Origin of the sequence: Nocardioides rubriscoriae (assembly GCF_008087085.1) — a bacterium.
GTDB classification, from domain to species: Bacteria; Actinomycetota; Actinomycetes; order Propionibacteriales; family Nocardioidaceae; genus Nocardioides; species Nocardioides rubriscoriae.
On sequence record NZ_VIYJ01000012.1, the window covers coordinates 47,875 to 64,096 of the forward strand.

16 protein-coding genes, 1 other RNA gene and 1 pseudogene are annotated in these 16,222 nt (G+C 72.2%); 12 read left to right on the forward strand and 6 right to left on the reverse strand.

Annotation, left to right across the window (positions count from 1 at the left end):
* The first annotated feature begins 84 nt into the window (after window positions 1-84).
* Entirely contained in the window at window positions 85-510 is a 426-nt protein-coding gene (locus FZC61_RS20085) for a VOC family protein (protein WP_148615968.1), read from the forward strand.
* Between the two features lie 52 nt (window positions 511-562).
* On the opposite strand, the gene FZC61_RS20090 is transcribed toward FZC61_RS20085, so the two are convergent.
* Window positions 563-1,519 carry a type IV toxin-antitoxin system AbiEi family antitoxin domain-containing protein gene (locus tag FZC61_RS20090; RefSeq protein WP_148615969.1) on the reverse strand — a complete coding sequence of 319 codons (957 nt, stop codon included), beginning with the start codon at window positions 1,517-1,519 and terminating at the stop codon, window positions 563-565.
* Window positions 1,520-1,667: 148 nt separating this feature from the next.
* Here FZC61_RS20090 and FZC61_RS20095 point away from each other — a divergent pair, with 148 nt between their 5' ends.
* A complete protein-coding gene (locus FZC61_RS20095; protein WP_170286201.1) occupies window positions 1,668-2,819 on the forward strand; it encodes an MFS transporter in 1,152 nt (383 codons plus the stop codon).
* Window positions 2,820-2,834: 15 nt separating this feature from the next.
* Here FZC61_RS20095 and FZC61_RS20100 read toward each other — a convergent pair whose 3' ends face one another.
* On the reverse strand, window positions 2,835-4,250 hold the full coding sequence (locus FZC61_RS20100; protein WP_148615971.1) for a M1 family metallopeptidase: 1,416 nt from the start codon (window positions 4,248-4,250) through the stop codon (window positions 2,835-2,837).
* Between the two features lie 277 nt (window positions 4,251-4,527).
* Here FZC61_RS20100 and panB point away from each other — a divergent pair.
* Window positions 4,528-5,261 (forward strand): annotated as a pseudogene (gene panB / locus FZC61_RS20105) (3-methyl-2-oxobutanoate hydroxymethyltransferase).
* A 122-nt stretch (window positions 5,262-5,383) separates the two neighbouring features.
* Here panB and FZC61_RS20110 read toward each other — a convergent pair.
* Window positions 5,384-5,830, reverse strand: a complete 447-nt coding sequence (locus tag FZC61_RS20110) for a GreA/GreB family elongation factor (protein ID WP_148615972.1) — start codon at window positions 5,828-5,830, stop codon at window positions 5,384-5,386.
* Window positions 5,831-5,946: 116 nt separating this feature from the next.
* Between FZC61_RS20110 and FZC61_RS20115 the strand changes: the two genes are divergently transcribed.
* Both FZC61_RS20115 and FZC61_RS20120 read left to right on the forward strand, forming a co-directional pair.
* The gene (locus FZC61_RS20115; RefSeq protein ID WP_148615973.1) at window positions 5,947-7,449 is read left to right on the forward strand and encodes a S10 family peptidase; all 1,503 of its coding nucleotides are present in this window, start codon (window positions 5,947-5,949) and stop codon (window positions 7,447-7,449) included.
* A 62-nt stretch (window positions 7,450-7,511) separates the two neighbouring features.
* Window positions 7,512-8,687, forward strand: a complete 1,176-nt coding sequence (locus tag FZC61_RS20120) for a PQQ-dependent sugar dehydrogenase (protein ID WP_148615974.1) — start codon at window positions 7,512-7,514, stop codon at window positions 8,685-8,687.
* A 143-nt stretch (window positions 8,688-8,830) separates the two neighbouring features.
* Here the strand turns inward: FZC61_RS20120 and FZC61_RS20125 are convergent, their stop codons facing one another.
* Entirely contained in the window at window positions 8,831-9,118 is a 288-nt protein-coding gene (locus FZC61_RS20125; RefSeq protein ID WP_148615975.1) for a hypothetical protein, read from the reverse strand.
* Complete coding sequence (locus FZC61_RS20130; protein WP_148615976.1) at window positions 9,115-9,309, reverse strand: hypothetical protein; 195 nt, start codon at window positions 9,307-9,309, stop codon at window positions 9,115-9,117. Before FZC61_RS20130 ends, FZC61_RS20125 begins: the two co-directional genes overlap by 4 nt.
* A 25-nt stretch (window positions 9,310-9,334) precedes the next feature.
* Between FZC61_RS20130 and map the strand changes: the two genes are divergently transcribed.
* The 5 genes from map to FZC61_RS20155 are packed head-to-tail and all read left to right on the forward strand — an operon-like array spanning window position 9,335 to window position 14,874.
* Complete coding sequence (map, locus tag FZC61_RS20135; protein ID WP_246142816.1) at window positions 9,335-10,195, forward strand: type I methionyl aminopeptidase; 861 nt, start codon at window positions 9,335-9,337, stop codon at window positions 10,193-10,195.
* Between the two features lie 37 nt (window positions 10,196-10,232).
* Window positions 10,233-11,849 (forward strand): circularly permuted type 2 ATP-grasp protein, encoded by a 1,617-nt coding sequence (locus tag FZC61_RS20140; protein WP_148615978.1) that lies wholly within the window; start codon window positions 10,233-10,235, stop codon window positions 11,847-11,849.
* Window positions 11,843-12,775 carry an alpha-E domain-containing protein gene (locus FZC61_RS20145; RefSeq protein WP_148615979.1) on the forward strand — a complete coding sequence of 311 codons (933 nt, stop codon included), beginning with the start codon at window positions 11,843-11,845 and terminating at the stop codon, window positions 12,773-12,775. Before FZC61_RS20140 ends, FZC61_RS20145 begins: the two co-directional genes overlap by 7 nt.
* A 5-nt stretch (window positions 12,776-12,780) precedes the next feature.
* The gene (locus FZC61_RS20150) at window positions 12,781-13,626 is read left to right on the forward strand and encodes a transglutaminase family protein (RefSeq protein WP_211357355.1); all 846 of its coding nucleotides are present in this window, start codon (window positions 12,781-12,783) and stop codon (window positions 13,624-13,626) included.
* Between the two features lie 6 nt (window positions 13,627-13,632).
* Complete coding sequence (locus FZC61_RS20155) at window positions 13,633-14,874, forward strand: YibE/F family protein (RefSeq protein ID WP_148615980.1); 1,242 nt, start codon at window positions 13,633-13,635, stop codon at window positions 14,872-14,874.
* Here FZC61_RS20155 and FZC61_RS20160 read toward each other — a convergent pair.
* Window positions 14,864-15,442, reverse strand: a complete 579-nt coding sequence (locus FZC61_RS20160) for a carboxymuconolactone decarboxylase family protein (RefSeq protein ID WP_148615981.1) — start codon at window positions 15,440-15,442, stop codon at window positions 14,864-14,866. The genes FZC61_RS20155 and FZC61_RS20160 overlap by 11 nt on opposite strands.
* A 38-nt stretch (window positions 15,443-15,480) precedes the next feature.
* Between FZC61_RS20160 and FZC61_RS20165 the strand changes: the two genes are divergently transcribed.
* On the forward strand, window positions 15,481-15,756 hold the full coding sequence (locus FZC61_RS20165) for a winged helix-turn-helix transcriptional regulator (RefSeq protein ID WP_211357356.1): 276 nt from the start codon (window positions 15,481-15,483) through the stop codon (window positions 15,754-15,756).
* A 53-nt stretch (window positions 15,757-15,809) separates the two neighbouring features.
* Window positions 15,810-16,199, forward strand: an RNA gene (gene rnpB / locus FZC61_RS20170) — RNase P RNA component class A.
* The last annotated feature ends 23 nt before the right edge of the window (window positions 16,200-16,222 follow it).

Below are 16,222 nucleotides of genomic sequence, written 5' to 3' on the forward strand. Positions count from 1 at the left end.
CTAGGGACGCCCGGGCGATGAGTTGCGCGGCGTGCCGCAGTCTCCACGAGACAGTCAGACCACGCACCCACGAAGGAGCACACGATGGTGACCCGACTCAACCCCTACCTCAACTGGCGCGGCCAGGCCGCCGAGGCTATGGCGTTCTACCAGTCCGTCTTCGGCGGTGAGCTGACCAGCACGACCTTCGCCGACTACGGCGGCATGGGCGTCCCCGAGGAGGAGCAGTCGCAGGTCATGCACGCACAGCTGACGGTCTCGGAGAGCTTCGCGCTCATGGGCGCCGACGCCCCGAGCACCCACCCGGAGAGCACCCCCAACGGGCACATCAGCATCAGCGGCGACGAGGTCGACACCATCCGCGGCTGGTTCGCGGCGCTCGCCGAGGGCGGCCACGTCGACGTGCCGTTCGAGCAGGCGCCCTGGGGCGACCACTTCGGCCAGGTCAAGGACCGGTTCGGGATCAACTGGCTCTGCAACGCCGGAACGGGCGGCGCGGGCGGCGCGTGACTCTCAGGTCGCGCTCCACCGGCGGATCCTGCCGGTGGAGCGCGACTTGACGTCACGGGCAGCGGGGGCAGGGCGTGGCCGCGCCCTGCCAGCCCCTCTGCTGCAGCAGCGTACCGATGTGACCGGCGGTCCGGCACGGGGTGCCGAACACCAGGCCGTAGGTCAGCCGGACGGTCGTCGCGCCCTGCGACACTCGCGCCTCCAGGTCGCGGTCAGCATCGGCGTCGCGGCCCCTCGCCGAGTCGTGGGAGGCGCGCCCGTCGAGCTCGACGATCAGGTCGTGGTCCTCGTACTCCACGTCGCGGTAGGCCGACCTCGTCCTGGTCGACGAAGGCTTCTGGCGACGCCCCTGGGGCAGGCCGTGCGCGCGCTCGACGGCACGCAGGTACTCCCGCTCCAGCACCGAGCAGGCGCCCGTCGCCAGGTCGTCGAGCATCTCGAGCAACAACGTCCTGCCCGCCACCCGCCGACCGCGGAGGACGTCGGCGATCGTCGCGGCCGTCGTACGCCGGGTCTGGGCCGCCTCGGCCAGGAGCCGGAACGCGGCGAGCGGGTCAGCGAGGACCACCCGGGAGGCGAGGTCGATCACGGTGTGCGCCAGCCGCATCCTGGGCGGGGCCGCCCGCCAGTCGACGCGATCGGTGAGGCACGCCGTCCGGTGAGCCATCACTCCCGCGACCGGCTTGACCGTCCGGCGCAGGTCGATCGCCACGTGCACGACCGCCGAGTACGGCGGGTCCGGCAGGGCCGACCCCAGGGTCAGCGCGGCGGGCCAGTGGACGAGCACCGCCACCCACTCGCGCTGCTGCCGGGTCAGCGGGCCGCTGTGGTTGACGTAGACGCCGGGGTGTCGCCGATACAGCTCGCGTCGACGGACCATGCGCTCGATGTCGTCGTCGTTCGCGCCGAGGTCGAGCAGCTGTCGACGCGACACCACCCCGTCCTGCACGAGGGTCAACAGCACCTTCAGCTGCTCGCGGTCGAGGGCGCGGGTGGGTCGGATCGCCATGCCGAGGGCCTGCCGCGCTGCCTCGCTGTCGAAACGAGTGTCCCCCGTGCCTGTGGACAAGCGCTCAGGTCGCGCTCCACTGGCAGATCCCGCCGGTGGATCGCGACCTGGCCACCCCGCAACCGGCCGCACGGCTTACGGTCAGCCCATGAGGTCCTGGCAGCGCATCGCGCTGGCGATGTTCGCCGTCGGTTGGGGCGCCAACCAGTTCACCCCCCTGCTCATCGCCTACCGCGACGAGCTGGGCATGTCGGTGCAGACGCGCGCCTTCCTCTTCGGGGTGTACGCCGCGGGGCTGGTCCCCGCGCTGCTCGTCGGGGGCGCCGCGTCGGACCGGTGGGGTCGGCGCGCGGTGGTCCTGCCGTTCGTCGCGTTGTCGCCGCTGGCGACCGTGCTGCTGATCGTCGAGCACGACTCGGTCGCCGGGCTGGCCGTGGGGCGGCTGCTGGCGGGCGCCTGCTCGGGCGTGGTCTTCAGCGCGGCCACGGCGTGGGTCTCCGAGCTCTCCGAGACCGGCGCCGGTCCCCGGCGCGCCGCGATCGCGCTCTCGGCCGGTTTCGGGGCCGGCCCCTTCGTCACCGGGCTGGTCGGCCAGTGGGCACCGCGCCCCCTCGAGACGCCGTACCTGCCCCACGTGGTGCTCGGCCTGGTCGCCCTCGTGCTGATGGCGCGCGTGCCGGGGCCGCGACCCGAGGGGGTCGTGCTGCGGCCGCTGATCGGCGTGCCCGACGTGACCCGCGGACGCCGGTTCCTGCTGGTCGTCGCCCCCTCGGCGCCGTGGGTCTTCGGGTGCGCGGCCCTGTCGATCGCCTACCTCCCCGGCGAGATCGGCGGCTCGCAGTCGGGCGCGCTCGCGTTCGTCGGGGTGCTCTCGGGCCTGACGCTGGGCTGCGGGGTCGCGGTCCAGGGCGTCGCCCGACGGCTCGACGACCGACGTCCGCTGCTGGCCGGCCAGGTCGGGCTGCTCGCCGCGCTCGTCGGCGCGTCGATCGGCGTGCTGGCGCTGGTCACCGACGTGCGCTGGCTGCTGCTCCTCGGTGCCCCGATCCTGGGCGGCGCCTACGGCTGCGTGCTGGTCTCGGGGCTGCGCGAGACCGAGCGGCTCTCGCACCCCGACGAGCGCGGTGCGACCGTCGCCGTCTTCTACGCCCTGACCTACCTCGGCTTCGCGCTGCCCTACCTGCTCGGTGCCTTCGGGGGCGGCGTACCCGCGCTCGTCGGGGCGATCGGGGCGATCGCGCTCAGCCTGGTCGTGGTCTCCGTCGCCGGGCGGCGACCCCTGGCGGCCTCGCGCGTGTGAGGGGCCTGCCGCGCCTCAGCGCGGCGACCGCTCGGCGTCCAGCCAGCGGTTGACGAACCTCCCCAGCGGGCTGCCGGTGACGCGCTCGGCGAAGCGGATCCAGTCGCCACGGTCGACGCTGCCGAACCGGTGCTGCTGCGGCCACGCCCGCAGCAACCGGTCGAACGTGGCCGCACCGAGCCGCTCGCGCAGCCGGAACAGCATCCGGGCGCCGGAGTAGTAGACCGAGCCGGAGCCGAACTCGCTGCGCTTGTAGCTGCCCGGAGGCCCCCCGACGGTGCGGTAGTCCTGGTCGTAGAGGTCCAGCGACGTCCGCCAGTCGGTGGCGCTGCGGACGCCGTGGGCGACCTCCCAACGGATCTGCACGTACATCGCGAAGCTCTCGTTGAGCCACAGGTGCTTCCAGTCGTCGGGGGTGACGGTGTCGCCGTACCACTGGTGGGCGTACTCGTGGAGCAGGTCGGAGGCGAACGTCTGCCCGTGCCTCTTGAGGTCGGCCCCCATCGTGACCAGGGTCTGGGTCTCCATCGCCGAGGCGGCGGGGACGACGACGGCGCCGGCCCGGTCGAAGGGGTAGCGCCCGAGCACGCGCTCGAGCCACCGCAGCATCGCCGGTGTCCGGCGCAGCGTCGGCAGCACGTCGCGGTCCACGGGCCGCACCCAGTAGGTGACCGGCAGCCCGTGCGGGCCCTGGTCGGTGTAGCGCCGGTAGGGGCCGATCGCGATCGTCACGAGGTAGGACGCCGTGGGCGAGGCGAGCCGGAAGTGCGTCGTACGGCGCCCCGAGGTGACCGTGTTGCTGCGCAGCTCGCCGTTGGCGACGCCCACCCAGTCGGCGCGCGACGTCACCGTGAGGTCGTAGGTCGCCTTGTCGGAGGGCTGGTCGTGGGAGGGGTACCAGGTGAAGGCACCGTAGGGCTCCTGCATCGACCAGACCTGCCCGTCGGGCCTGGTCGTCCAGCCCAGGGCGGGGATGTCGCCGCGGGAGCCGGGGAAGTCGTAGGGCTCGGGGCTGCCCGCGTAGGTCACGACCAGGACGTGCCGGCTGTTCGCGGCCAAGGCCCCGGACTCGACCACGAGGTTCTTGTCCGGGTGTGAGAAGCCGACCGCAGCGCCGTCGAGGGTCACCGTGTCGACCCGCAGGTGGGAGTTGAGGTCGAGCCGGATCGATTCCTGGGCGCGCGGCGAGCGCAGCCGCAGGGTCGCCGTACCGGTGAGCACCGAGTCGGCGTCGTCCCAGTCGAGGACCAGGCCGTAGTGCAGGACGTCGACCGACGGGTCGCCGATCGCCGGGTAGTAGGAGTCCTCCTTGACCCGGGACACCGCCGCGTCGTCGCTCGAGGCTGCCGCGGCCGACCGCCACGGGCTCGTCGAGGTGGGCGGGAGGACGAGCACGCATGCGACGACGGCCGCGATCACTGAACGCTTCATGGTGCTGGGAGTCTCGCAGGGTCGGATTGGTTGTCGACACCGTCAAGGTGATCACCGACACACGGCCCGATCCGGCGAACGCGACTAGCGTGGTCGGCGTCCGTGGACCTCACCAGGAGGCCGCGAGACCACACCGATCGGAGACTCGACGATGAGCACGCCCGAGGAGACCGCGCCGTACGGCAGCGGCCCCGCCACGCCCGCCACCGCCGTACCGGCCAAGCGCGTGCGCACCCACCACCTGCGCGAGATGAAGGAGCGCGGTGAGAAGTTCTCGATGCTCACCGCCTACGAGCAGTACGCCGCCGCGACGTTCGACGAGGCCGGCATCGAGGTGCTGCTCGTGGGTGACAGCGCCAGCAACAACGTCTACGGCAACGAGACGTCGCTGCCGGTGACCGTCGACGAGCTGCTCCCGCTGACCCGCGCCGTCTCGAGGTCCGTACGCCGCTCGCTCGTCGTGGGCGACCTGCCCTTCGGCAGCTACCAGGCCTCGGCCGAGCAGGCCTACCTGACCGCCGTCCGCTTCATGAAGGAGGGTGGCGCGCACTGCGTCAAGCTCGAGGGCGGCGCCGAGATGGCCCCGCAGATCCGCAAGCTCACCCAGGGCGGCATCCCCGTGATGGCCCACATCGGCTTCACGCCGCAGTCCGAGCACACCCTGGGCGGCTACCGCGTCCAGGGCCGCGGCGAATCGGGTGCCCGCGTCGTCGAGGACGCGCTCGCGATCCAGGAGGCCGGTGCCTTCGCCGTCGTCATGGAGATGGTCCGGGGCGACACCGCGGGCCAGGTCACCCAGCAGCTCGCGATCCCGACCATCGGCATCGGCGCCGGCCCCGACTGCGACGGCCAGGTGCTGGTCTGGCAGGACGCCTCGGACTGCGCCAGGGCAGGATGGCCCGCTTCGTCAAGCAGTACGCCGACGTCCACGCCGTGCTCCTGCAGGCCGCGAGGGACTATGCCGCCGACGTCAAGGCCGGCACCTTCCCGGGCCCCGAGCACACGTTCTGACGCCTAGGCGCATGTAACTGACTGTTCGGCGCTCACCCTGGGCGCTCTACCGCCCTGGGTGTGCCTCGGGCAGTCAGTTACATGACCGGCCGGCCGCGGGCCGCCCGGAGGCGACCGATGAGTCAGCTGGCCGAGACGATCTTGGCGGAGAGCGAGACGCCCTTGCGCGGCGAGTAGGTGACGCTGGTGCCGACGGCCGCGCCGAGGATGGCCTGGCCCAAGGGGCTGCTGGGGGTGATGGTCTCGACGCCGGCGACGGCCTGCTCGACCGATCCGATGGAGAACGACTCGGGGCCGTCACCGAAGTCGAGGGTGACGGTGTCGCCGACCGAGACGACGCCGTCGACGTGCTCGGTGTGGGCGGCGGCGGCGATCTCGAGCTCGAGGGCGGCGATGCGCTCCTCGAGGATCGACTGGCGGATGCTGGCCTCGACGTTGGTCGCGCGGTCGACGACGTCGCCCACGGCCTCGGCGCGCGTCTCGGCCTGGGCCTGGTCGCGCTCGGCCCGCAGCGCGGTCAGCCTGTCCTCGAGGACGGAGAGGCGGTCGGCGTTGCTGGTCAAGGTCATCTGGGATCCTTCGATGGTTCGTGGCGTGTGGTGTGGGGGTGTCGCTCTCGCGGTGTCGGCGAGGCAAACCCTGCCAGGCTCCTGGTTGTTCCCGCTTGGGCCTTTAGGGTGACCGGGTGCCCGACGACGTGTCCGCCAAATCACCAACTTCCACCACCGAGACCAAGCCGGCCGACCCGACCGACGACCTGGTCACCACCCGGCACCGGCTGAAGGTGGGGCGCCGGACCCTCGACTACACCGCCACCACCGGCCGCGTGGTGCTGCGCGAGGAGGTCTACGAGGACGGCGTCTTCGTCGGCCACCAGGCCAAGGCCGAGGTGTCGATGACGACGTACGTCCTCGACCGGCCCGAGGGCGAGAAGGCCGCCGGCCCGAACACCCGTCCGGTCACCTTCGCCTTCAACGGCGGCCCCGGCAGCTCCAGCGTCTGGCTGCACCTGGGGCTCCTCGGCCCGCGGCGCATCGTCATGGGCGACGCCGGCGACCTGCGCCCGCCGCCGTACGGGCTGACCGACAACCCCGAGAGCCTGCTCGTCGAGAGCGACCTGGTGCTCATCGACCCGGTGTCGACCGGCTACTCCCGCGCGGTCAAGGGCACCAAGCCCGAGCCGTTCCACGGCTACCAGGGCGACATCGACTCGATCGCCGAGCTGATCCGGCTGTGGACCTCGCGCCACGAGCGCTGGCTGTCGCCCAAGCTCCTGCTCGGCGAGTCCTACGGCACCCTGCGCGGCGCAGCGCTCGCGGAGCGGCTGCAGTCGCGCTACGGCATGTACGTCAACGGTTTGGTGCTCATCTCCAGCGTCCTGGACCTGTCGTCGATCGACTTCGACAACCAGCGCAACGACCGCGCCCACGCGCTCTACCTGCCGACGTACGCCGCCATCGCGCACTACCACGGCAAGCTGGGACGGGGGTCGCTGTCGAAGGCGGTGCGCGAGGCCGAGGAGTACGCCGCCCGCGACTACCCGTGGGTCCTGTCGCAGGGCGACCGGCTCAGCGCCCGGGACCGGGCCGCCGCGGTCAAGCGGATCGCCGAGCTCACCGGGCTGACCCCCGACTACGTCGACCGCGCCGACCTGCGCATCGAGCACTGGCGGTTCTTCGGCGAGCTGCTGCGCGACCGCGGCCAGACCGCCGGGCGCATCGACGGCCGCTTCGTCGGGCCGGCGGCCAGCGGCATCGCCGAGCACATGGACGCCGACCCGTCGATGGACGCCATCAGCGGCCCCTACTCGACGGCCTACAACCACTACGTCCGCCACGAGCTGCGCTACGAGAACGACCTGCCCTACGAGCAGATCAGCTCGCGCGTGCACCCGTGGTCGTTCAAGGACTTCGAGGGCCGTCCGATCGACGTCAGCCCCCAGCTGGAGCGGGCGATGCGCACCAACCCGCACCTCAAGGTCCACGTCGCCTACGGCTACTACGACGGCGCGACGCCCCACTACGCCGCCGAGGACGTGCTGGCCCACCTCCGGCTGCCGGCCGCGCTGCGCGCCAACATCGAGCACGCCTACTACGAGGCCGGCCACATGATGTACGTCCACGAGCCCTCGAGGCTGCAGCAGAGCAAGGACCTCGCCGCCTTCGTACGCCGCTGCACGGCTCCGTAGGGACGCCGACGTCGCGCCCTCGGGTGGGTCACGTCGCCGGCCGATCGGCGTACGGTGAATCCATGCGTCGAGCCCTCGTCCCCGCCGTCGTCCTGGCCCTGGTCGCCCCGCTGCTGACGGTCCCGGCGGCGCACGCCGTGATCGACGTCCACTCCGTCCCGGCCCCCGCCGAGCGCCGCGCCGACCCGGCGCTGCAGGTGTCGACCCGGGTCGCGGGGCTCAACCACCCCTGGGACGTCAAGGAGCTGCCGAGCGGGTCGCTGCTCATCACCGAGCGCGACCCCGCGCGCCTGACGCTCAGCAGGCCCGACGGCACCCAGCGCGCCGTCCGGTTCCCGACCGCGCGCATCTGGACCTCCGGCGAGACCGGGCTGATGGGCCTGGCCCTCGACCCGAACTTCGTGGACAACCGTCGTTTCTACACCTGCAGCGGCTGGGAGAAGCAGGGCCCGGGCCATGACATCCGCGTCAACGCCTGGACCCTCGACAAGGCCGAGCGTCGCGCGACGCTGGTGCGCGCCCTGCTGACCGGGCTGCCCACGACCAGCGGGCGCCACGGCGGCTGCCGGCTCCTCGCGGCCGCCGACGGCTCGCTGCTCGTCGGCACCGGTGACGCCGCCGTCGGCACCAACCCGCGCAACCTGCGCTCGCTCGGCGGCAAGACCCTGCAGCTCGACCGCTTCACCGGCAAGCCCTGGCGCACCAACCCGTTTCGCCGCGCCAAGGTCAAGGCCAAGCGCTACGTCACGACGTACGGCCACCGCAACGTGCAGGGTCTCGCCCAGCGCGCCGACGGCACGCTGTGGTCGGTCGAGCACGGCACCTACCGCGACGACGAGGTCAACCTGCTCGTGGGCGGCGGCGACTACGGCTGGAACCCCGTGCCGGGCTACAACGAGCAGGTCCCGATGACCGACCAGGGCCTGCCGGGCAAGCAGATCAGCGCTCGCTGGCGCTCCGGCACCCCGACGGTCGCGACCTCCGGTGCGACCTTCGTCTACGGCGACCGGTGGGGCAGCCTGGACGGCGCGCTCTTCGTCGCGACGCTCGCCGGCGAGCGACTGCTCGCGCTGACCTTCGGGCCCCGCGGCTTCCTGCAGCGGGTCTCGACTCCCCCGGCCCTCGACGGCACCCACGGTCGCCTGCGCACCGTCACCCAGCTGCGCAACGGCAACCTGCTGATCTGCACCGACGCCGACGGCGGCCAGGGCAAGGTGCTCCTCGTCAAGCCCACCTGACCGTCGAACGCGGGCCGGACCACACGTCGGTCGAGGAGGTTGCGCTAGCAACCGTCACGAGACCAACCCGACCGCAGGGTCTCGAGTCGGTCGCGGGCGACCTCCTCGACCACCGTGACGTGGGGGCTGGATCGGACGTTGCGTCAGGCCGACCAGTCGAGCCAGACCCCGCCGGCGACCAGCACGGCGAACCACAGCGCCACCAGGCCGACGGCCAGCAACGAGATCAGTCGCGGGTGGGTCGACCACCACGTGCACGCGCGGGCGAACGCGACGAACCAGACGACCAGCAGCAGCGCCACGGCCCACCCCGGCGCGACGATGCCGCTGACGGCGTAGAGGAAGAAGGTCGCGGCCATCAGGATCATGCCGCCGAAGGGCCAGAAGTCGACCGCCACAGGGGCCTTGGCGACGCGCCGGCGCTGCCTCAATCTTCCAGCTCTTCGTCGTTCCACTCGGGGTCGCGGTCCCAGGCCTCGCTCTTCTCGTGCGCGGTCTCGAGGGCCCGCGCGGCCTCGGCCTCGCTCGGGTAGGGACCCAGGCGCTCCTTGTTGGGACAGCCGTCGCGACCCTCGACGCGGCTGTGCTTGATGCAGTACCAGTACTCGGGCTGATCGGCCATGCGGCCGAAACTACACTCCTCGTACGTGACTCCGACCGCTCCTGCCATCGCTCCCGGCGTGGTGTCCCCGCGACGTCCTGTGCCCCGCGAGATCGCCCGCCCCGAGTACGTCGACCGCGAGGCCCCGGCGCCGTACGCCGGCCCGGCCGTGCAGGACGCCGACATCATCGAGCGGATGCGCGTGGCCGGGCGGCTGGCCGCGCAGGCCCGCGACCTGGTGGGTGCGGCGGTGGCGCCGGGCGTCACCACCGACGAGCTCGACCGGATCGGCCACGAGTTCCTCTGCGACCACGGCGCCTACCCCTCGACGCTGGGCTACCGCGGGTTCCCCAAGTCGCTGTGCTCGAGCGTCAACGAGGTGGTCTGCCACGGCATCCCCGACAGCCGGGTCGTCGAGGACGGCGACATCGTCAACATCGACATCACCGCCTTCCTCGACGGCGTCCACGGCGACACCAACGCGACCTTCCTGGCCGGCGACGTCGACGAGGAGACCCGGCTGCTCGTCGAGCGCACCCGCGAGGCGCTCGACCGGGCGATCAAGGCGGTCCGGCCGGGCCGGCGGATCAACGTCATCGGGCGCGTCATCGAGTCCTACGCCAAGCGCTTCGACTACGGCGTGGTGCGCGAGTTCACCGGCCACGGCATCAGCACGGCCTTCCACTCCGGGCTGATCGTGCCGCACTACGACGACCCCGAGCACGACGACCTGATCGAGGTCGGGATGACCTTCACCATCGAGCCGATGCTCAACCTGGGCACGCGCGAGGTGGAGATGTGGGACGACGGCTGGACCGTCGTGACCGCCGACCGGCGGCCGTCGGCGCAGTTCGAGCACACGCTGGTGGTCACACCGACCGGTGCCGAGGTGCTCACCCTGCCGTAGGAATGTGTGAGGTCGGTCTCGCACTAGGGTCGTCGCCATGGCGATGTTCGAGGGCTACGAGAGCACCGGCCCGGCGTACGACGAGATGTTCGACGGCGACGGCGTGCGCGCGCCGTACGCCCGGCTGCGCCAGAGCCTGCAGACCCTCACCACCCCCGAGCTCGTCAGCCGCGTCGAGGCGTTGCAGGCCAGCTACCTCGACCAGGGCGTCACCTTCGACATCGGCGGCGAGGAGCGCGCCTTCCCGCTCGACATCCTGCCGCGCGTCATCGAGCAGGACACCTGGTCGCGTCTCGACGCCGGCGTGCAGCAGCGGGTCAAGGCCCTCGAGATGTTCCTCGCCGACGTCTACGACGCGGGGCAGGTCTTCGACGACGGCGTGATCCCCCGCCGCGTCATCACCACCTCGAGCCACTACCACCGCGCCGCCGCCAACGTGCGCCCGCCCAACGGGGTCCGCGTGCACGTGTCGGGCATCGACCTGATCCGCGACAACCAGGGTGAGTTCCGGGTGCTCGAGGACAACGTGCGGGTGCCGTCGGGAGTCTCCTACGTGATGACCAACCGCCGCGCGATCACCTCGGCGCTGCCCGAGACCACCGCGGCCCACCGCATCCGCCCGGTCGCGGCCTACCCCCAGCGGCTGCTCGCGGCCCTGCGCGCCGCCGCCCCCGCAGGCGTCATCGACCCGACCGTGGTGGTGCTGACCCCGGGCGTCTACAACGGCGCCTACTTCGAGCACGCGCTGCTGGCCCGCACGATGGGCGTCGAGCTTGTCGAGGGCCGCGACCTCGAGTGCCGGCGCGGCCGCGTGATGATGCGTACGACGCAGGGCCTGGCCCCCGTGCACGTGATCTACCGCCGCGTCGACGACGAGTTCCTCGACCCCGTGCACTTCCGCGCCGACTCGATGCTCGGCTGCCCCGGCATGATCGACGCCGCCCGTGCCGGCAACGTCGTGCTGGCCAACGCCGTCGGCAACGGCGTTGCCGACGACAAGCTCGTCTACACCTACCTGCCCGACATCATCCGCTACTACCTCTCCGAGGAGCCGGTGATCAACAACGTCGACACCTGGCGCGTCGGCGACGCCGAGGCCCGCGAGGAGGTGCTCGACCGGCTCGACGAGCTGGTGCTCAAGCCCGTCGACGGCTCCGGCGGCAAGGGCATCGTCATCGGTCCGCGCGCCACCCGGGCCGAGCTCGACGAGCTGCGCGCCAAGATCCTGCAGTCGCCGCGCGACTGGATCGCCCAGCCGGTGGTGCAGCTGTCGACGGTGCCGACCTTCGTCGACGGCGAGCTGGGCCCGCGCCACGTCGACCTGCGGCCCTTCGCGGTCAACGACGGCAACCGCGTGTGGGTGCTGCCCGGCGGGCTGACCCGCGTGGCGCTCGCCCAGGGCGAGCTGATCGTCAACTCGTCGCGCGGCGGCGGGTCCAAGGACACCTGGGTCCTCGCCGGTCCCCCGGTCTGGCCCACGCCGTCCGACGACGAGCCGCAGCCGGAGCACGAGGTCGAGGTCGAGACCCCCGAGCCACCGGCACCACCCCCGGTCGCCACGAGGCCCGAGACCCCCGGGCCCGCGATCACTGCTCTCACCTCGACGCACGAGCAGGCCGAGCAGCAGCAGCAGGAGGGGGGCGCACGATGCTGAGCCGGATCGCCGAGTCGATGTTCTGGATCGGGCGCTACGTCGAGCGCGCCGAGGACACCGCGCGCATCCTCGACGTCCAGACCTCGCTGCTGCTCGAGGACGCCACCCTCGACGTCGACGAGACCTGTCACGGCCTACTGTCGATCATGGGCGTCGAGGAGACCCCCGACGACGTCGACATCGACTTCGTCCTGCAGACGCTGGCCTACGACCCCGCCTCGCCGGTCTCGATCGCCGCGGCGATCGCCGCGGCCCGCGAGAGCGCCCGGCGCGCCCGCGAGACGCTGTCGGTGCCGATGTGGGAGGTCATCAACACCGCTCACCGCGACATCGTCTCCGGCACGTTCGCGCGCCGGCGTACGCCGCACGTCTTCCAGTGGGTGCGCGAGCGCGCCGCGCTGATCAACGGCACAGCCGACGCCACGATGACCCGCGACGAAGGCTGGCAGTTCCTGATGCTCGGGCGGTGCATCGAGCGCGCCGACATGACCTCGCGCCTGGTCGCGACCGCGTCGGTGACCAGCGGCACGACCGACCAGTGGACCAGCACGCTTCGGGCCTGCGGCGGCTACGAGGCGTTCCTGCGCACCTACCGCGGCCTGTCGACCGAGCGGGCGGCCGCGGAGTTCCTGCTCCTCGACCGGCTCTTCCCGCGGTCGGTGGTGTTCTCCCTCAACCGCGCCGAGCAGTGCCTCGACAACCTCGAGGTCTCGGGCCAGCGCGCAGGCATCCACAACGACGCGCAGCGGCTCATCGGGCGCACCCGCGCCGAGCTCGAGTACCGCTCGCTGTCCGACGTCGTCGCCGACCTGCCGACCGAGATGGAGCGGCTGCAGCGCACCTGCGCGCTGGCCACCGAGGCGGTCACCAAGCGGTTCTTCGCCGGGGCCGAGTCCCTGGCCTGGCACGGGACGGGAGGGGCGTAGCGCCCATGAGCATGCAGCTGCGGGTCGTCCACACGACCACGTTCGAGTACGACGGCAAGGCCGTCGCGTCCTACAACCAGGCGCGCCTGACCCCGGTCACCACGCCCGAGCAGATCGTGGTGCACACCCGCCTCGAGGTCAGCCCCAAGCCGTGGACCTTCACCTACACCGACTACTTCGGCACCGTGGTCACGGCCTTCGAGGTCGTCGACCCGCACGACACCATGACGGTCACCGCGACCTCGACCGTGCAGACCAACCGGCCCGCCCCGCGTCCGGCCGGGCTGACCTGGGAGCAGGTCGCCGCGCGCGACGTCTCCGACCGGTGGACCGAGTTCCTCACCCTGCCCGACCTGGTCGCTCCGCCGGCCGACTTCGCCCAGCGGGCCAAGCAGGTCGCGGCCGACCACGAGCTGCCCGGCGACGCCGCGCGCGACCTCTGCGCGATGGTCCACGACGAGGTCGAGTACGCCCCCGGCGCCACGGACGTGCGCGGGAGCGCCGCGACCGCGTGGCAGCAGCGCGGCGGCGTCTGCCAGGACCTCGCCCACCTCGTCGTCGGCGGCCTGCGCACGGTCGGCATCCCCGCCCGCTACGTCTCGGGCTACCTCCACCCCGACCCCGACCCGGTCATCGGCGCCACCGTCACCGGTTCCTCGCACGCGTGGGTCGAGTGGTGGGACGCCGGCTGGCACCCCTTCGACCCCTGCCACGACACCGAGCCCGACGACCGCTACGTCAGCCTGGCCCACGGCCGCGACTACACCGACGTGCGCCCGATCAGCGGCATCTACTCCGGCGCGGCCACCTCGCGCATGACCGTCGCGGTCGACGTGACGCGTCTAGCCTGAGACCTCGTGGCTGGATCACACGCACGACGTACCGACGACACCGCCCACGGGCACGGCCACGGACACGGGCACGGCCCCCCGCCCGCCCTCGACGTACGCCGCGGGCCGCGGCTGGTGCTGGTCGGCTCGTTGGTCGTCGGCCTGCTGCTGACGGTCGTGGGGCTGGTGCTGCTGTGGCCCGACGGCGACGAGGTCCACGACCTGGCCGGCAAGGTGCAGTTCGCGGCGCCCGGGGTGACCTTCCCCCGCGGCGAGGTGCTCTCGGTGCAGGAGCCCTGCGCCCCGGGCAGCGCCGGCGCCGACTGCGGGCAGATCCAGGTGCGCGTCGAGGGCGGCGAGGACGACGGCGCGAAGGTGGCCATCGGCGTACCCCCCGACGTGCTGCAGGCCGACCTGCGGGCCGGCGACACGGTCAAGCTGATCCGCACCCCGGCCCAGGAGGGACAGGACGCGCGCATCAACTACTTCGGGACCGTGCGTGACGCGCCGCTGGTCCTGCTGCTGGGGCTGTTCGTGGTGGTGGTGCTGGCGGTGGCCCGCTTCCGCGGACTGATGGCCCTGATCGGGCTGGCCTTCGCGACCGCGGTGATCGCGGTCTTCGTGCTCCCCGCGCTGCTGTCGGGCGAGCCCGGTGTGCTCGTCGGGATGGTCGGCTCCGCCGCGATCATGTACGTCGTCCTCTACACGACCCACGGCTGGTCGCTGCGCACCAGCGCGGCGCTGGGCGGCACGCTCGCCGGCATCGGCCTGACGGCGTTGATCGGCCACCTCGCCGTGGGTGGCACCCGCCTGACCGGCGTGGCCGACGAGGGCTCGCGCGTGCTCGGCACCTTCGCCCCCGACCTGTCCTTCCAGGGCGTCTTCGCCTGCGCGATCATCGTGGCCGGCCTCGGCGTGCTCAACGACGTCACCATCACCCAGGCCTCGGCCGTGTGGGAGCTGCGTGCCGCCTCCCCCACGATGTCGCGGTCCGGGGTCTTCGCCGCCGGAATGCGGATCGGCCGCGACCACATCGCCTCGACGATCTACACGATCGTGTTCGCCTATGCCGGCACGACGCTGACCGTCCTGCTGGTGCTCCGCCTCTACGCCCTGCCCGGCAGCACGCTCCTGGCCACCGAGGAGATCACGCAGGAGGTCGTGCGGACCCTCGCCACCAGCATCGGGCTCGTGCTCGCCGTGCCGCTGACAACGTTGATCGCCGTGGCCACCCTGCCGCCCGCCGTCGACCCCGACCTCATCGGGTGACGTCGGCGAAGCGGGCCGCTCCCGGCTCGAACGGCAGCCGCAGCGACCGCACCAGGCAGCTGATCGAGCGGTAGGCGCCGACCAGCATCAGCAGCTCGAGGATCGCCTCCTCGCTGTGGACCTGCGCCAGCCGCGACCAGAGCGAGTCGTCGACGTCGCAGGTGTCGAGCAGGCTGTCGGCGAGCTCGACCAGCACGCGCTCGTCGTCGGTCCAGCAGGGGTCCGCGGGACCCCCAGTGGTCAGCGACGCGACCTGCTCGGCGTCGAGGCCGGCCCTGGCGGCGTACGTCGCCACGTGGACGCCCCACTCGTACTCCGCCCCGCAGCGCGCCGTCACCCGGTCGATCACGATCTCCCGCTGGCGGATCGTGAGGTGGCCACGGTCGAGCAGCCCACCGCCGAAGAACCGCTCGAAGAGCCGACCATCGCGCGCCAGGGTCGTGAAGAGCACCAGCGGCGCGTTGCCGCGCATGACCAGGTCGATCGCCGCCTGCACGTCGGGGTCGAGGGGTGGGGTCGCCGGCGCGATCCGGGCGCCGGAAGTGCTATCAAGATCAGAGCGAGTCATGCCCGGGAGCGTAGGCGAGGTGCTATAGGTTGTAAAGCATGACGCGTCCGATCATGGCGGCCCTCGACCTGCTCGGCCGGCGCGGCACCCTGCGCGTCCTGTGGGAGCTGCGCGGCGACCCCCTGACCTTCCGGGCCCTCGTCGAGGCGGCCGAGACCAACCCCGCCACTCTCAACACCCGGCTGCGCGAGCTGCGCGACGCGGCCGTCGTCACCCACGACGACGGCGGCTACCGCCTCACCGACCACGGGCGGGCGCTCATGACGGCGCTGGCCCCGCTTCAGTCCTGGGCCGAGACCTGGGCGGCACGCTGAGACCGCACCGGATCCCCCGGCCCGCCCGCCAGGCCCTATCCTGCAAAGGCGAACGGGCCGGCCGGGCGACCGCGTTGGACCTGGATCACTCCAGGGCCACCGAGGAAGGTCCGGGCTCCGCAGAGCAGGGCGGTGGGTAACACCCACCCGGGGCAACCCGCGGGACAGTGCCACAGAGAACAGACCGCCTCCCGAGTCAGTAGCACCGACGAGGGAGGTAAGGGTGAAACGGTGGAGCAAGAGACCACCAGCACGCCGGGTGACCGGCGTGGCTAGGCAAACCCCGCCCGGAGCAAGATCAGACAGCGCACGTCCGAGGGCTGCTCGCCCGAGTGCGCGGGTAGATCGCTGGAGGCCGTCGGCAACGGCGGTCGTAGATGGATGGTCGCCCCTCCTCCCGCAAGGGCGGAGGACAGAACCCGGCCTACAGGCCGGCCCGTTCGCCACACCGCTCCGACCGGGCGCT

What these genes read in the sequence shown, in the direction of transcription:
- FZC61_RS20110 (WP_148615972.1), bottom strand. Translation starts at nt 5,830, where the DNA reads ATGACCTTGACCAGCAACGCCGACCGCCTCTCCGTCCTCGAGGACAGG.
- FZC61_RS20130 (WP_148615976.1), bottom strand. Translation starts at nt 9,309, where the DNA reads ATGGCCGATCAGCCCGAGTACTGGTACTGCATCAAGCACAGCCGCGTC.
- FZC61_RS20165 (WP_211357356.1), top strand. Translation starts at nt 15,481, where the DNA reads ATGACGCGTCCGATCATGGCGGCCCTCGACCTGCTCGGCCGGCGCGGC.
- FZC61_RS20085 (WP_148615968.1), top strand. Translation starts at nt 85, where the DNA reads ATGGTGACCCGACTCAACCCCTACCTCAACTGGCGCGGCCAGGCCGCC.
- FZC61_RS20120 (WP_148615974.1), top strand. Translation starts at nt 7,512, where the DNA reads ATGCGTCGAGCCCTCGTCCCCGCCGTCGTCCTGGCCCTGGTCGCCCCG.
- FZC61_RS20100 (WP_148615971.1), bottom strand. Translation starts at nt 4,250, where the DNA reads ATGAAGCGTTCAGTGATCGCGGCCGTCGTCGCATGCGTGCTCGTCCTC.
- FZC61_RS20095 (WP_170286201.1), top strand. Translation starts at nt 1,668, where the DNA reads ATGAGGTCCTGGCAGCGCATCGCGCTGGCGATGTTCGCCGTCGGTTGG.
- FZC61_RS20090 (WP_148615969.1), bottom strand. Translation starts at nt 1,519, where the DNA reads ATGGCGATCCGACCCACCCGCGCCCTCGACCGCGAGCAGCTGAAGGTG.
- FZC61_RS20150 (WP_211357355.1), top strand. Translation starts at nt 12,781, where the DNA reads ATGAGCATGCAGCTGCGGGTCGTCCACACGACCACGTTCGAGTACGAC.
- FZC61_RS20145 (WP_148615979.1), top strand. Translation starts at nt 11,843, where the DNA reads ATGCTGAGCCGGATCGCCGAGTCGATGTTCTGGATCGGGCGCTACGTC.
- FZC61_RS20140 (WP_148615978.1), top strand. Translation starts at nt 10,233, where the DNA reads ATGGCGATGTTCGAGGGCTACGAGAGCACCGGCCCGGCGTACGACGAG.
- FZC61_RS20160 (WP_148615981.1), bottom strand. Translation starts at nt 15,442, where the DNA reads ATGACTCGCTCTGATCTTGATAGCACTTCCGGCGCCCGGATCGCGCCG.